This window comes from Streptomyces sp. NPDC002133 (assembly GCF_040296405.1).
Lineage (GTDB): Bacteria > Actinomycetota > Actinomycetes > Streptomycetales > Streptomycetaceae > Streptomyces.
Genome location: NZ_JBEOXF010000054.1, coordinates 18,723 through 33,361, shown reverse-complemented (window position 1 = coordinate 33,361; position 14,639 = coordinate 18,723). Strand labels below are relative to the sequence as shown.

Here is a 14,639-nt window from a genome sequence, read left to right as displayed (position 1 = left end):
GCGCCGTGCCCTCACTACTCCGCAGGGGAGAGTCGATGACGCTCAACCATGCCTTCCGCCGTGCCGGTTCCGCTCTTGCTGTCGGCGCGGTGTCGCTCGGAATGGTCACCACGATCGGGTCCGGAACGGCCGCCGCCGCGAGCTGCGGCGGGGATGTGTCGATCTACGGCACGCCGGCAGACGGCAGACTCACCTGCAGCTACGTCGCCCTGCGTTACGACAAGATCGTCTGACGTCGGCGCGGTCCATGGCCGAGGCCCCCGCCGGTGAACGGTGGGGGCCTCGGCCTGTGGTGTCCGACCGCTGCCGGGCCAGGCGGTTCAGTCCCACCAGAAGGACCAGGCGGACCGGCCCAGGACCGCCTTGGCCGCGTACTCGCGCAGGGCGGGGAAGCTGCCCTGGGTGATGTTGTCCGGGCAGAACGCGAAGTGCTCGGCGGCGACGGCCTCCGCTCCGGCGGTCGTCGTCGGCGGGGCCGCCACGGAGACCACGAGCTGGTCGAAGCCGAGCGCGACGACGCGTATCCCGAAGCGGTCCTCCCATGAGCGCAGGACGGAGCACAGGCGCGCCACGTCGTTCTCGTGGTTGAGCGGCCCGGTCCAGCCGAGCGCCGCAGGTATGTCGGCGCTGCGGCGCGCCGGGACGAGGGCGAGCCGCGGCAGCATGAGCCCGGAGTCCTCGGCGAGCAGTGCGTCGGCGATCTCGGCCGCCACCTCGTCCGGATCGTCCCCGGGGGCCGCGGCCGGGGCCAGACCCGGCCACGCGGTGCCGCATGGCTCCCCCGTCTCACCCTCCGCCGGTGGCTCGCCGAAGACTTCGACGACGGTGTCCCGGCCGGGGTGGTCCTCGGGCGCGGCCAGTTCGTCCGACGCGTACTCCTCCCAGAAGGCGGCCAGCACCTCCTCGGCGTCGTGATCGCCCGGGTACGACATCATCGCCGGGGCCAACTCCCAGTCCTCCGGCTGTCTTTCAGGGTCGCTGCCGGCGACTGTGAGGACGGGGTGCAGGCCGGCTGTCCTGCGGGCGGGCAGGAGCGCGGACCAACCGCCGGGGCGAGCGGGCGCATCCGCGTGCCAGAGCAGCGGCTCGTGCCAGGGGCCGTCCATCGTCGTGTCGACCAGCCTGCCGGGCGGCAGTTGGAGGCCGAGCGACCGGCCCGAGGGGTCGGCAGCCAGCTTCGGCAGGGGATTCGGGATCATCGCCATGGCAGAAACCGTAAGGGCTGCCACTGACAACCCGGTTCGGACGCAGGCGGCGGTGAGGACGGCGGAGCGCACGACAGCGGGGATGGGTGTCAGCGCTTCAGCGCGAGGAGGTCGGCAAGGCGCGAAAGGCCGTCGGCCGCATGGCCCTCCGCGAACGCGCGGTCCAGGATCGTCTGGAACGGCTCGAAGAGCTCCGGGCTGACGCCCTGATCGCGGAAGGTGGTCAGGAAGTTCGGGAAGGCCGCCTGATTGACCGCGATGCTGGACACGTCGGTCAGGTGTCGCCCGGTGTCGATCGCCCGGCCCCATTCCGGGGCGCCCGTGAGCATTGCGCCGATCCACGGGACGAGGAGTTCCGAGAACTCCTCCGCGGAGATGTTCTCCGTACGGACCAGGGCGAAGGCCTGCAGGACGCCGAGAGCCATGCCGTACATGCCGGTGAGCAGCGCCAGGTCGTACAGGGCGGCACGGCCCGGGTCGGTGCCCACCCACTTCGTGCCGCCGAAGGCCGCGAGGGTGGTCCGGTGGGCCTCGTACGCGTCCTTGTCGCCGCTGTAGAAGACGTACGCATCGGGCCCCGAGATCATCTGCGGGACGGCCATGATTCCGCCGTCGATGTACGCCGCGCCGCGCCCGGCCGCCCACTCCGAGAGCCGTCGGGCCTGGGCCGGGGTGCCGTTGGTCAGGTTGACCAGGGTCTTGCCGGCGACGGTGTCTCCGAGGCTGTCGAGGACCTCCTGGACGGTGTCGTTGGTCAGGAGGCAGACGATGACGAGAGGGCTTGCGGTCACTGCGTCGGCGGGGGCGGCTGCCGGGTGCGCGCCCTGGGCGACGAGGGGGCCGGACTTGGCGGGGGACCGGTTCCAGACCGTGACCGGGTGGCCGGCCTTCAGGAGCGCTGCGGCGAGGGCGGAGCCCATCATGCCGAGGCCGAGAACGGATACGGGGGAGTGCGTGCTCGCAGGCATGGGCGTGTTCCTCGGGACGGGGCCACTGGAGATGTGCCCGTGATCCTTGCGGCGCGTGCAGACGGGGACAAGTACCGACTATTTGGTCAGCTACTCACCTCCAGGTGAGCGAGGTGGTGATCAGCGATGGGTCGGCGCACTCTTGAGGGGTACCGCTGGAGGTGATCCGTCATGCAGACGCTCGTCGGATGGCACGTCGAGATGGAATTTCTCGAGGACGGTGACAAGACCAGGGCAGCCGCGATGCTCAGGCTTGCCGACGGCACGGAAGTCCGCGGCCACGGGCACGCGAGTCGTCACCCGTCCGACCCGGAACAGCTCAGGGTCGGTGAGGAGATCGCGGGCGCACGGGCGCTGATGGACGTCGCGCAGACGTTGCTGACGAAGGCCCACGACGAGATCGAGGAAACCACGGGAAGGCCCGCGCACCCGCTGACGAGGTGATGAACACGGGGACGGCCCCGGCGAGGTGATCGCCGGGGCCGCCTTCCGCACAGGTGTCAGGGTCAGAGGCGCTCGGGGGTGCGGATGCCCAGCAGGGCCATACCCTGGTGGAGGGTGCGGGCGGTCAGGTCGACGAGGAAGAGCCGGTTCTCCCCGACCTCCAGGGGTGGCTCCGGCCGTACCACAGGGCACTGGTCGTAGAACGTCGTGAGAAGCGACGCCAACTGGTACAGGTACGCCGCAAGCTTGTGCGGCTCGTACGAGGTCGCGACCTCGGCCAGCACCTCGCCGAACTGGTCCAGGTGGAGGCCGAGAGCACGCTCGGCCGGGGCCAGCTCGAGCTCCGGGTGGGCGACCGGCTTCCGGCCGCCGGCATTGCGCTTGATCGACTGGATACGGGCGTACGCGTACTGGAGGTAGACGGACGTGTCGCCGTTCAGCGACACCATCTGGTCCAGGTCGAACTTGTAGTCCCGTACCGCCGATGTCGACAGGTCCGCGTACTTCACGGCGCCGATGCCGACATACAGGCCGTTCTCGACGACCTCCTCGTCGGTCAGGCCCGCCTTCTCCTTCTTCTCGGCGACGACCGCCGTCGCCCGCTCGATCGCCTCGTCCAGCAGGTCCACCAGCCGCACCGTCTCGCCCTCACGGGTCTTGAACGGCTTGCCGTCCTTGCCCAGGACGGTGCCGAAGGCAAGCTGGACGGCCTTGACGTCGTCGTTCAGCCAGCCGATGCGGCGCGCGGTCTCGAAGACCATCTTGAAGTGGAGGGACTGGCGGGCGTCCACGACGTACAGCAGCGTGGTCGCGCCCAGCTTCTGGACACGGTCGCGGATCGCGGACAGGTCCGTCGCCGCGTAGCCGTAGCCGCCGTCGGACTTCTGGACGATCAGCGGGACCGGGTTGCCGTCGGGGCCCTTCACGTCGTCGAAGAAGACGCACAGCGCGCCGTTCGACCGGACCGCGACGCCCGACTCCTCGAGCAGTCGGCAGGTCTCGGCCAGCATGGCGTTGTAGCCGGACTCTCCGACGACGTCAACGTCGTCGATCTCCATGTCGAGCTTGTTGAAGACCGAGTAGAAGTAGATCTTCGACTCGTCGACGAAACGCTGCCACAGGGCGAGCGTCTCCTTGTCGCCCGCCTGGAGGTCGACCACCCGGCGGCGCGCCCGGTCCTTGAACTCCTCGTCGGAGTCGAAGAGGCCACGCGAGGCCTTGTAGAGCCGGTTCAGATTGGACATGGCCTCCTCGCCGGAGACGGTGCCCTCGTCCTTGTGGTCCAGCTCGTGGGGGTGCTCGATCAGGTACTGGATGAGCATGCCGAACTGGGTGCCCCAGTCGCCGATGTGGTGGCGCCGGATCACCTTCTCGCCGGTGAACTTGAGGATCTCGACCATCGCGGCGCCGATCACGGCGGAGCGCAGATGCCCGACGTGCATCTCCTTCGCCACATTCGGCTGGGCGTAGTCGATCACGGTCGTGCCGGCGCCGGTGGCGTACGCAACGCCCAGCCGGTCGTCGGCCGCGCGGGCGGCGAGGGTCCTCACGATCGCCTCGTCGGTGATCGTGATGTTCAGGAATCCGGGGCCGGAGACCTCGATCTCCTTCAGGACGTCGTCGGCCGGGATCGCGTCGACGACCTTGGCCGCCAGCTCGCGCGGGTTGCCCTTGAGCCGCTTGGCCAGTGCCAGGATGCCGTTGGCCTGGAAGTCGGCCCGGTCGCTACGTCGCAGCAGCGGGTCGGCGGAGCCGGCCTCCGGCAGGGCTGCCGAGAGGGCGTCCGCGAGGCGCTGCTGAACGGTCGAAGCGAGGGAAGGGACCGAGGCCATGAGCTTCCGTTCCTGTCAGTGGGTGGTCGTGCTTATTCAGTGGTCAAGTGTCCCATGGGGGAGCAACCTGTTTCTCCGCCGAACCGCGCGCCTGTGGACAACACAGGGCCGGTTGTTCCGTCTGGGAGAATGGCTTACGCCAGCTTCGACAGACTCAAGCATTCAAGGACGTGCCGATCGTGGCTCAGAGCAGCACCGAGACCGACTGGGTCTCCCGTTTCGCGGACGATGTCATCGCCGAGTCGGAACGGCGTGCGCCCGGGAAACCGGTCGTCGTTGCCTCTGGCCTGTCGCCGTCCGGGCCCATCCACCTGGGCAACCTCCGCGAGGTCATGACCCCGCACCTCGTCGCGGACGAGATCCGCCGGCGGGGGCACGAGGTCCGCCACCTGATCTCCTGGGACGACTACGACCGCTACCGCAAGGTGCCGGAAGAGGTCCCCGGCGTCGACGGCTCCTGGGCCGAGCACATCGGCAAGCCGCTGACCTCGGTCCCGGCGCCCGGGGGCTCGGAGTATCCGAACTGGGCGGAGCACTTCAAGGCCGCGATGGTCGAGTCCCTCGCCGAGCTGGGTGTCGAGTACGAGCCGATCAGCCAGACCGAGCAGTACACGTCAGGTGCGTACCGCGAGCAGATCCTGCACGCGATGACGCACCGGGCCGAGATCGACGGCATCCTCGACCAGTACCGGACGAAGGCCAAGGCCCAGGCGAAGAAGCAGCAGAAGCCCCTGGACGAGGCCGAGCTGGAGGCCGAGGAGGGCTCCGGCGCGGCGAGCGAGGACGACGGCAGCGGCGGCTCCGCGGGCTACTTCCCGTACAAGCCGTACTGCGGCAACTGCGAGAAGGACCTGACGACCGTCACGGAGTACATCGACGCGACGACCGAGCTGACGTACTCCTGTACGGCGTGCGGCTTCTCCGAGACGGTCCGGCTGAGCGAGTTCAACCGCGGCAAGCTGGTCTGGAAGGTCGACTGGCCGATGCGCTGGGCGTACGAGGGTGTGATCTTCGAGCCCAGCGGTGTCGACCACTCGTCGCCCGGGTCGTCGTTCGTCGTGGGCGGGCAGATCGTCCGCGAGGTCTTCGGCGGCGTGCAGCCCATCGGCCCGATGTACGCCTTCGTGGGCATCTCCGGCATGGCGAAGATGTCGTCGTCCCGTGGTGGCGTGCCCACGCCCGCGGACGCGCTGAAGATCATGGAGGCGCCGCTGCTGCGCTGGCTGTACGCGCGCCGCAAGCCCAACCAGTCCTTCAAGATCGCCTTCGACCAGGAGATCCAGCGGCTCTACGACGAGTGGGACAAGCTGGAGTCCAAGGTCGCGGACGGCTCCGCACTGCCGGCCGACGCCGCCGCGCACTCCCGCGCGGTGCGCACCGCCGCCGGTGAGCTGTCGCGCACGCCGCGCCCGCTGCCGTACCGGACGCTCGCCTCGGTCGTCGACATCACGGCCGGTCACGACGAGCAGACCCTGCGGATCCTCGGCGAACTCGATCCGGCGAACCCGCTGGCGTCGCTCGGCGAGGTGCAGCCGCGCCTCGGCCGTGCCGAGAACTGGATCACCACCCAGGTCCCGGCCGACGCCCGCACGGTCGTCCGCTCCGAGCCCGACACCGAGCTGCTCGGCTCGCTCGACGACGAGGGCCGGGAGTCGCTGCGGCTGCTCCTGGAAGGGCTGGACTCGCACTGGTCGCTGGACGGGCTCACCACGCTCGTCTACGGCGTCCCCAAGGTCATGGCGGGCCTGGAGCCGGACGCCAAGCCGACCCCGGAGCTGAAGGTCGCCCAGCGTTCGTTCTTCGCGTTGCTGTACCGCCTGCTGGTCAGCCGTGAGACGGGGCCGCGACTGCCGACGCTCCTGCTGGCGGTCGGGGCGGAGCGGGTGCGGAAGCTGCTCGGGGCCTGACGTCCCCGCCCTTGCTCCGGGCTTCGGCCCGGGGCGAGGGTGTCCGTTCGCGCGTGCGTGTCCGTTGTCGCGCGTCCGCCCTCGGCGGGACCGGCTCGGAACGAGCCTGCCCACCGGTCGGGGCAGGGCCGGAGGGAGTAGCGGATCCGGGGGCGAAGCCCCCGGTCACTACGCGATGTGCTCCGCCTCGAGATCGGCCTGGTAGCGGTTCTGGAACTGCGACATCAGGCCGCGCAGCAGGCTTCCACTGCGCGGGTGGCTGATGCCGTGGACGTCGGCCAGGGTTATGTCGAGCTGGTCGTTGCTCGGAAACCGGCCGTGAAGGTCCACGTACTCCTTGAAGACCGGGTACGCCATCTCGGCGAAGTCCGAGTCCTCCAGGGGCAGCGGCTCTTCGTCCATGCCCTCGGCGGCCTGCTCGTACGCCGGATCCTGCTCGGCGCGCGGGCCCGGGATGGCACCGTGGCCGGGCCCCGGGGCGCCGACGGGCATGGCCTCCGGGCCGGCCGGGACCGCGACCGGAGTCGGCTCCAGGCCCTCGACGTACGTCGGGTTGTACGCGTTCTCGTACGCCTCCTGCGTGACCTGCGGCACCGCGTTGAACCAGGGGCTCTCGTGGGAGCCCTGGCCGATGTCACCGCCCTGCGGCAGCTGCTGCTCGTCGGGGTGGGCCTGCGGATACTCCTCGGGCCATCCCTGCGGAGCCGCGACCGGAATCGGAGCCGGTGCAGGGGCCGCGGGCAGCACTGCGGCAGGCGCGGGGTTCGGCGGCAGCAGCGCCGGCTCGATCCCGGCGGCGGCGAGGCCGGCGGGCGCGGTCTCCGCCAGGGGAACGCCGTACTTCGCGAGCCGCAGCGGCATCAATGCCTCGACCGGCGCCTTGCGCCGCCACGCGCGGCCGTAGCGGGCCTGGAGGCGGGCCTGGTAGATCAGCCGGTCCTGCTCCAGCTTGATGACCTGCTCGTAGCTGCGCAGCTCCCACAGCTTCATGCGCCGCCACAGCCGGAACGTCGGTATGGGTGAGAGCAGCCAGCGGGTGAGCCGCACGCCCTCCATGTGCTTGTCCGCCGTGATGTCCGCGATCCGGCCCACCGCGTGCCGGGCGGCCTCGACGGAGACCACGAAGAGCACGGGGATGACGGCGTGCATGCCGACGCCGAGGGGGTCGGGCCAGGCGGCGGCGCCGTTGAACGCGATCGTCGCCGCCGTCAGCAGCCACGCCGTCTGGCGCAGCAGCGGGAAGGGGATACGGATCCAGGTCAGCAGCAGGTCGAGGGCGAGCAGCACACAGATGCCCGCGTCGATGCCGATGGGGAAGACCAGGGAGAAGGCGCCGAAGCCCTTCTGCTCGGCGAGCTCGCGTACGGCGGCGTAGGACCCGGCGAAACCGATCGCGGCGATGATCACCGCTCCGGCGACGACGACCCCGATGAGTATGCGGTGCGTGCGTGTCAGCTGCATCGCGGCCACCCGCGATCCCCTCCCGATATCGAATTTCGGATCGAATTCCGGCGCCGCCGCATCCGAATCGGCGCGGGCCAAGCCTGGCACACGGCTGCGGAGCCCGGGCCTCCGGGGAGGTGGCCCAGGCTCGCGGCCGTGTGTTCAACAGCCTTTGACGGGCGTGTTGGTGGGATGTGTGTGGGGGTGGGGCACATGCGCCGCGCCCCGAGTTCCGGCCGCCTACTTGTTGGCCGCCGCGACGGAGGCCGCAGCCTCCTTCGCCGCCTTGACCGCGCTCTTCATCATCGCCGCCGCGTCCGGGGTCTTCGCCCCGGCGTAGCCCGCCCCGTTGTATCCGAGCGTGACGACGACGTTGCCCGTACGGGCAACGACCGTCGCGTACTTGAACGTCTCGCCCGTCTTGTTCAGGTCGTAGCTGATCGACGTCGCCTGGTCGCCGATGCCCGTCGCGGGCGACGTCTTGACGTTCTTGGCACCGTCCGTGCCCTCGGCCTTGGCGATCTCCTTGGCGTACGCGTCCGTGGCGCGCTTCTCGCCGCTGCCCAGGCCGGGGTCGGACTCGTACCGCAGGAAGGAGACATCGAGCCAGCGGTAGTTCGAGCCCTTGGTGCCCTTGTCCTCCAGGCCGTTCCAGGAGCAGCTGCCGCGGGCGGTCGTGTCGCTGGAGCTGCCCGCCGTACCGGCCTTGTTCTTCGCCTTCGGCACCAGCTCGGTGATCGTCTTCGAGGCGATCGTCTTGCAGGGCTCGGGCAGCTTGGCGAACTTCGCCTGCGCGACGGTCGCCTCGGACTGCTTCGCGTCGGGGGACGCCGCGGAGGAGGAGCTCGATCCGGAGGACTTGTCCTCGCCGCCGGAGTCCGACGAGCATCCGGCGACGACGAGCATCACCGGGACGGCGGCGCAGGCGAGTATGCGGGTGAGTCGCGGGGCTGATCGGTGCATGGTTCCTTCACTCGGTGTGTCGTACGGTCCGCCGGTGTGCGGGACGTGACGGACGGCCGGGCGGCCGGTCGGCACGGAGCCTTCGGCCGGCCACGGTACGCCGACACGTTACGACGCCGGGGGCATCCCGCGGGATCGGGTGCGGGAACCCGGCGGCGCGGACAGGCGGTCGCCGGGCCGGTGCCGGGCAGGCGGAGGGCGCGCTACTCGTTGAAGCGCTCGGCCAGATTCCGGGCCAGGGCCTGCGCCTTTTCCTGGAGTTCCTTGCTGTCCGGGATCTCTGTCGTACGTGCGGGCTGCTCGATGTACTCGATGGTCACGATCACATTCGATGTGCGGAACACCACGCTCACGGTCCGGTGCTGCGCGGTGGAACCGGCCCGGGTGAGGGCGTCGTCGAGGAAGGCCGCGTCTCCGAGGCCGTCGAGCTCCCGGGGCTCGAGGCCCTCGATGGTGCCGGAGGGGGTGCCTGTGGGAGCGTTGGTGCCTGAGGTGTCGGTGGTGGTGCCCGTGGTGCCTGCGGCGGTGCCGCTCGTGGGGGTCGGGGCGCCGGTCGCGGCCGGCGGCTGCTGGGCCTTCTCGTCGCGCGGGTCCGCGGGGGCCGGAAGCTGCGCCGCGTCCTTCTTGCGGGCGTAGACCTCCTGCGCCCGGTCGTCGTCGCTGACGTCCGTGTCGTACGAGACGACGCGCTCGACGTCGATGCGGAGGTGGTGCGAGGCGTCCGGCGCGTCGGCCTTCCAGCTGCAGCCGACGCGGCGGTCGGTGTCGTACGTGACGGCCGCCGTCCCCTGGTACACCTTCTCCTGCTGCTCCTCGGGCAGCTCGGCCGTGCCCGGGAGCAGGTTCCTGAGGGTGGAGCGCTCGACCGCGCCGCAGGGCTCGTAGAGCGTGCGGTACTTGCCGGGTGCGGCGACGGAGCCCGGGGAGTCGCCCGGCTGGGCGTCGGCGGTGGAGCCGTCGTCACCGGATCCGCCGGTGCAGCCGGCCGCGAGCGCGACGAGGAGCGCCGCCAGGGCGGGGACGTACGCCTTTCGCTGCACGGTACCGAGCTCCTTCTGTCGCGTGCTGCCGTGTTCCGACGTGCTCGAGCGGGAAATCTGGTTGCCGCCCGAGGCAGGCCGATGGACACAATGTGTATCGCACGCGCAGCTGTGAACGCCGGTCCGCTTTCCCTTTCGCCGACCTTGGCTACGGTTTTTGCGTTTTCAGGCTTATCGGGGGAATCGAGGAAGTATGTCGTACGTAGAAGTGCCGGGGGCGAAGGTCCCCATCCGTATGTGGACGGACCCGTCCACAGTTGAGAGCGGCGCGATGCAGCAGCTGCAGAATGTCGCCACACTGCCCTGGATCAAGGGACTCGCCGTGATGCCGGACGTGCACTACGGCAAGGGCGCGACGGTTGGCTCGGTGATCGCGATGCGCGGGGCGGTCTGTCCGGCGGCGGTCGGTGTCGACATCGGCTGCGGAATGTCGGCCGTGAAGACCTCGCTCACCGCGAACGATCTCCCCGGAGATCTTTCCCGGCTCCGGTCGAAGATCGAGCGGGCGATCCCGGTGGGACGCGGCATGCACGACGAGGCGGTCGACCCGGGCCTGGTGTACGGGCTCCACGCGCCGGGGTTCGGTGACCTCTGGTCGCGGTTCGACGGGGTGGCCGACGCGGTCAAGTTCCGTCGGGAGCGGGCGGCGAAGCAGATGGGCACGCTCGGCAGCGGCAACCACTTCATCGAGTTCTGTCTCGACGAGTCGGGCTCGGTCTGGCTGATGCTGCACTCCGGCTCCCGGAACATCGGCAAGGAGCTCGCCGAGTACCACATCGGCGAGGCCCAGAAGCTGTCGCACAACCAGGGCCTGGTCGATCGCGACCTGGCGGTGTTCGTCGCGGACACCCCGCAGATGGCGGCGTACCGGCACGACCTCTTCTGGGCGCAGGAGTACGCGAAGTACAACCGCGCAATCATGATGGGGCTCTTCCAGGAGGTCGTCCGCAGGGAGTTCAGGAAGGCCAGGGTGACCTTCGAGCCGGTCATCTCCTGCCAGCAGGAAGATGCCGAAGGTCAGATGAGGACCGTCGAGTACCGCCCTGGCGTGATCAGCTGCCATCACAACTATGTCAGTGAAGAGCGTTACGAGGGGATGGATCTGCTGGTCACCCGTAAGGGAGCGATCAGCGCGGGCTCGGGGGAGTGGGGGATCATCCCGGGCTCGATGGGTACCGGCTCGTACATCGTCCGCGGCCTGGGCAACCCGAAGTCGTTCAACTCTGCCTCGCACGGTGCCGGCCGCAGGATGAGCCGGAACGCTGCGAAGCGGAAGTTCTCTACGAAGGACCTGGAGGACCAGACGCGGGGCGTCGAGTGCCGTAAGGACTCGGGCGTCGTGGATGAGATCCCGGGTGCGTACAAGCCGATCGAGAAGGTGATGGAGCAGCAGCGGGACCTGGTCGAGGTGGTCGCGAAGCTCAAGCAGGTCATCTGCGTCAAGGGCTGAGGACAGCACTCCACGTCTGCGATGGGTCCCGGGCTGAAGGCAGGCCGGGACCTTCTGCTCGTTGGGGTGTCTGTAAGCACTTGTGCCGTGCCGGCCCCGGTGTACCGGCTGCGTCCGGCTCCACCGGACGTACGAAGTTGATCTGGCTCCACCCGGGACGAGTTGTCTGGCGGCGTGAGAGGGGCCGCAGGCGGCCGGTGAACACGGATGACAGAGGCTGACTTTTGGGCCTTTCCTGTCGAGTTCGTAGCCATCTGATCAGGCAATATCTCTGACCCAGGGGCAAAGGACGCGTCGCGCCCCTGTCACACGCTGTAAGCATGACCAACGATGCTCAAGAGGCGTTCCACCCCGCCCCCATCATCGGCCTCGGCGTCCTGCAGGGCGGCCCGCCGTACCGCCTGGTGGAGATCAACGGGAGGTGGCCTGGCCTGCCTACAACATGCTGGATGTGATCAGGCTGGCGCGCCAGGCGGGGCTGACCCATCTCCACCTCGACGATCCCGCTGTCGTGAGATGGCTCGGCGGAGGCAAGCACAAGTGGATCCCCTGAGCGGGCGGGTTTCCGGCATATCTGGGTCATGCCCCTACCGCACCAGCGTGGGGCGCCGCACGACACCGACCATCCCGCGCATGCGGCGGAGGGCGTCGGCGAGGCTCGTTGTTCCTATGATGCGCTGGCGCGCTTGTTCGAGCGCGCGCCTTCCCCGGCAATTCGGGGGGGCCGAAGAGGGGGAAAATGAAGGACAACAACACGGCGAGCCCTTTGCGACGGGCGGCGGTCACGCTGCTCGGCGCACTCGTATTGCTCGCGGCGACACTGGTGTCGGCGGAACCCGCACAGGCGGCCCAGGCACTTCCGGGCGACAAGAACAACTGGGTGGTCTCGGTCGGCGGCCTCGACACGACGGAGGGGGGCGTCTACCAGAACTGGGTACGCCTCGGGTACTACGAGTTCCACGATGACGGCACCGTCAGCACCAACTTCTGGTTCTGGCACCAGGGCACGCTGCCGATACGGGAGAACGCCATGGCGGCGGACTGCGGCGGAGATGTGCCAGCCTGCCAGATAAGAACCGTGGAGGGCTACCACACCGCGGATGGGCCTCCGCTCGGCTACCGGGGCGTTTACAGCTACCTTGACGACGGCAAGACGCTCGCCGTCACCTGGCAGACGAACCGGGACGGGGTGGATCTGGGAGATGAGTTCTCCGAGTACTGGAACCTGGAGGCCGGACTTGCGAGTGGTGGCGTTGCACGCATCGTCAGCCCCACCTTCTACAAGACAACGTCTGACGGGAAGATAGACCCCGCCGTGACGATTCCGGCCGACGGCGTCTTCTCCGACTACGGCGCCACCTTTGGTGTCGGATACGGCAGTAAGGCGTCGCTGGGATCGGAAAGCCGGGCATCGATGAGTGAGCTCCTCACACACGACGAGCGATACCGGGGTGCGTTCGTGGTGGCCAATGGCAACGGCGTGCACCGCGAGGGTGCGGGTGGCGACTGGACGTTCAGCGGCTCCAGCTCCAAAGGTGACAACCCGAACGACCCGTGGAAGCACTGCTCGGAGGCCGAGTGCATCGGCTATCTCCAGCCCGGCGCCTCAATCTGCGGGAAGTCGACCGAAGGCTACAACCGGGTCCGGTACATCGGCGAGATCGGTGGGGGACGGCGCAACATTGAGGAGTACTGGTGCGAGGGCTTGGCCGCGACGGAGAAGGAAGATCCTGCCTGCTACGCCTACAACTCCCACCCGCGGCCGATGCTCCAGGTCGTCGATGACCTCGGGCGCTTCCAGGGCTGGGTCGGCGTCGAGGCATTCACCCATGTGACGCCTAGTGGCGGCGGGCAGAACCCGGACCAAGCCCGTGATCAGGACTACTGGGGCGTCTTCGACATGGTGTCGATCTCCGAGCTGCGGCCAGGGATCGACGCCTCGGAGATAAACCCGTTCTCGAAGTTTCGCGTGCCGCATGGCAACAGCTCTGCCTCGGGCAGCCTGCGCTGGTACAACGGGCTCCAGCGGGTCGCGTTCATGGGCGTCAATCACGTGGTCAGCGGATGTCGGTATGCGGAATTCGTCGCGTTCCTGCCCGACGGTACGAAACGCCGTGGTACGACAAGCCCGTTCTGTGTCGGCATGACACCGGAGCCGAACCCCGGAGCTCCGACCGGTATGCGAAATTTCAACCAATATCTTGACTACGCCGGAGCTGCCACACCGACCCATGTCCAGGTCACCTATTGGGTAGCAGACGAGGTGTCCGGCCCCTACACCACGAAGGGCACTGTCCAATGCACCCGACTCGGCGGGACCTGTGTCAGCACGCCGCGGGATCCGGGCCCGGTGACCGGTTTCAAGGTGGCCCACGGCCAGAGTGTCGGCGCCGGCGAGGTGAACTGGTACAACCGGTCGGCGAGCATCACCGGCAACAACCACGTAGAAAGCGGCTGCCGCTTCGTCGAGATGATCGCCACTGGGGCTGACGGGTCCGTGCAGCGGGCTACCACCACCCGCCATTGCTCTGCCGGTGATCACCCCTTCGGCCCGGTCAAGTTCGACTTCGTGAATGTCGCCCCCCGCGACGTCGTCGTCACGTACTGGGCGTCCGAGGACGGCGGACGCACGTACGCCACGAAGGAGACTCAGAAGTGCACCAGCACCGGCTGTGTCACCGACAACGCGGCGGCGGACTGGGTGACCGAGTTCCGTACGGAGCACGGTGCGAGTGTCGGCGCCGGGTCGGTGACCTGGTACAACCGGTCCGTCACCGTGAACGGCAACAATCATGTGGCCAGCGGCTGCCGCTTTGTCGAGATGATCGCCACTGGGGCTGACGGGTCCGTGCAGCGGGCTACCACCACCCGCCATTGCTCTGCCGGTGATCACCCCTTCGGCCCGGTCAAGTTCGACTTCGTGGACGTCGCCCCCAGAGATGTCGTCGTCACGTACTGGGCGTCCGAGGACGGCGGGCTCACGTACGCGACGAAGGAGACGCAGAAGTGCACGCGCGGCGGCTGTGTCACCGACAGCGGGGCACGGGACGAGATCGCCGAGTTCCGGCTGACGCACGGGGCGAGCGTCGCGGCGGGTGAACTGCACTGGCTGGAACGGTCGGTGACGTTCGTCGGCAACAACCGCGTGGCGAGCGGCTGCCGCTATGTCCTGCTGACCGCGACCGGCGCGGACGGGTCGGTCAAGTCCGGCTCGACGACAAAGTTCTGCTCCGCGGGTGACCATCCGTTCGGACCGCAGACACTCGACTTCTCGCTGGTGGACGAGGGCGCGCAGCGCGTCGTTGTCGACTACTACGCGGACGACGGCTCCGGCTACCAGCTGAAGGACAGCGCCGCGTGCACCCGTGACGGAGGGTGCGTGTAGCA

Annotated in this window: 12 protein-coding genes; 6 read left to right on the top strand and 6 right to left on the bottom strand. The window is 68.8% G+C overall.

What is annotated here, in order from left to right; all coding sequences use genetic code 11:
• Positions 1–35: 35 nt before the first annotated feature.
• Positions 36–233, top strand: coding sequence for a hypothetical protein (locus ABT078_RS33565; RefSeq protein ID WP_351234527.1), 198 nt, complete (start codon positions 36–38; stop codon positions 231–233).
• Positions 234–320: 87 nt separating this feature from the next.
• On the opposite strand, the gene ABT078_RS33560 is transcribed toward ABT078_RS33565, so the two are convergent.
• Together ABT078_RS33560 and ABT078_RS33555 are read right to left on the bottom strand one after the other, a co-directional pair.
• The gene (locus ABT078_RS33560) at positions 321–1,205 is read right to left on the bottom strand and encodes a DUF4253 domain-containing protein (RefSeq protein ID WP_351234525.1); all 885 of its coding nucleotides are present in this window, start codon (positions 1,203–1,205) and stop codon (positions 321–323) included.
• Between the two features lie 89 nt (positions 1,206–1,294).
• Entirely contained in the window at positions 1,295–2,173 is an 879-nt protein-coding gene (locus tag ABT078_RS33555) for an NAD(P)-dependent oxidoreductase (protein ID WP_351234523.1), read from the bottom strand.
• A gap of 171 nt (positions 2,174–2,344) precedes the next feature.
• Here ABT078_RS33555 and ABT078_RS33550 point away from each other — a divergent pair, with 171 nt between their 5' ends.
• Positions 2,345–2,617 (top strand): DUF1876 domain-containing protein, encoded by a 273-nt coding sequence (locus ABT078_RS33550; protein WP_351234521.1) that lies wholly within the window; start codon positions 2,345–2,347, stop codon positions 2,615–2,617.
• Positions 2,618–2,679: 62 nt separating this feature from the next.
• On the opposite strand, the gene argS is transcribed toward ABT078_RS33550, so the two are convergent.
• Complete coding sequence (gene argS, locus ABT078_RS33545) at positions 2,680–4,449, bottom strand: arginine--tRNA ligase (protein WP_351234519.1); 1,770 nt, start codon at positions 4,447–4,449, stop codon at positions 2,680–2,682.
• A gap of 170 nt (positions 4,450–4,619) precedes the next feature.
• Between argS and lysS the strand changes: the two genes are divergently transcribed.
• Positions 4,620–6,356 (top strand): lysine--tRNA ligase, encoded by a 1,737-nt coding sequence (lysS, locus tag ABT078_RS33540; RefSeq protein WP_351234517.1) that lies wholly within the window; start codon positions 4,620–4,622, stop codon positions 6,354–6,356.
• A gap of 168 nt (positions 6,357–6,524) precedes the next feature.
• On the opposite strand, the gene ABT078_RS33535 is transcribed toward lysS, so the two are convergent.
• The 3 genes from ABT078_RS33535 to ABT078_RS33525 form a co-directional block, all read right to left on the bottom strand.
• Positions 6,525–7,826, bottom strand: coding sequence for a DUF2637 domain-containing protein (locus tag ABT078_RS33535; RefSeq protein ID WP_351234515.1), 1,302 nt, complete (start codon positions 7,824–7,826; stop codon positions 6,525–6,527).
• A gap of 213 nt (positions 7,827–8,039) precedes the next feature.
• Positions 8,040–8,762 carry a DUF3558 family protein gene (locus tag ABT078_RS33530; RefSeq protein WP_351234513.1) on the bottom strand — a complete coding sequence of 241 codons (723 nt, stop codon included), beginning with the start codon at positions 8,760–8,762 and terminating at the stop codon, positions 8,040–8,042.
• Positions 8,763–8,965: 203 nt separating this feature from the next.
• Positions 8,966–9,802, bottom strand: coding sequence for a DUF3558 domain-containing protein (locus ABT078_RS33525; RefSeq protein ID WP_351234511.1), 837 nt, complete (start codon positions 9,800–9,802; stop codon positions 8,966–8,968).
• Positions 9,803–9,995: 193 nt separating this feature from the next.
• Between ABT078_RS33525 and ABT078_RS33520 the strand changes: the two genes are divergently transcribed.
• The 3 genes from ABT078_RS33520 to ABT078_RS33510 all read left to right on the top strand — a co-directional run bounded on the left by ABT078_RS33520 (position 9,996) and on the right by ABT078_RS33510 (position 14,637).
• The gene (locus ABT078_RS33520) at positions 9,996–11,252 is read left to right on the top strand and encodes an RtcB family protein (RefSeq protein ID WP_351234509.1); all 1,257 of its coding nucleotides are present in this window, start codon (positions 9,996–9,998) and stop codon (positions 11,250–11,252) included.
• Positions 11,253–11,673: 421 nt separating this feature from the next.
• Positions 11,674–11,805 carry a hypothetical protein gene (locus tag ABT078_RS33515; RefSeq protein WP_351234507.1) on the top strand — a complete coding sequence of 44 codons (132 nt, stop codon included), beginning with the start codon at positions 11,674–11,676 and terminating at the stop codon, positions 11,803–11,805.
• A 186-nt stretch (positions 11,806–11,991) separates the two neighbouring features.
• Positions 11,992–14,637: a hypothetical protein gene (locus ABT078_RS33510; RefSeq protein WP_351234505.1), complete on the top strand. Its 2,646-nt coding sequence runs from the start codon at positions 11,992–11,994 to the stop codon at positions 14,635–14,637.
• The last annotated feature ends 2 nt before the right edge of the window (positions 14,638–14,639 follow it).

Coding starts and splice junctions, on each gene's coding strand:
- argS (WP_351234519.1), bottom strand. CDS start 4,449: ATGGCCTCGGTCCCTTCCCTCGCTTCGACCGTTCAGCAGCGCCTCGCG.
- ABT078_RS33555 (WP_351234523.1), bottom strand. CDS start 2,173: ATGCCTGCGAGCACGCACTCCCCCGTATCCGTTCTCGGCCTCGGCATG.
- ABT078_RS33510 (WP_351234505.1), top strand. CDS start 11,992: ATGAAGGACAACAACACGGCGAGCCCTTTGCGACGGGCGGCGGTCACG.
- ABT078_RS33565 (WP_351234527.1), top strand. CDS start 36: ATGACGCTCAACCATGCCTTCCGCCGTGCCGGTTCCGCTCTTGCTGTC.
- ABT078_RS33530 (WP_351234513.1), bottom strand. CDS start 8,762: ATGCACCGATCAGCCCCGCGACTCACCCGCATACTCGCCTGCGCCGCC.
- ABT078_RS33520 (WP_351234509.1), top strand. CDS start 9,996: ATGTCGTACGTAGAAGTGCCGGGGGCGAAGGTCCCCATCCGTATGTGG.
- ABT078_RS33550 (WP_351234521.1), top strand. CDS start 2,345: ATGCAGACGCTCGTCGGATGGCACGTCGAGATGGAATTTCTCGAGGAC.
- ABT078_RS33560 (WP_351234525.1), bottom strand. CDS start 1,205: ATGGCGATGATCCCGAATCCCCTGCCGAAGCTGGCTGCCGACCCCTCG.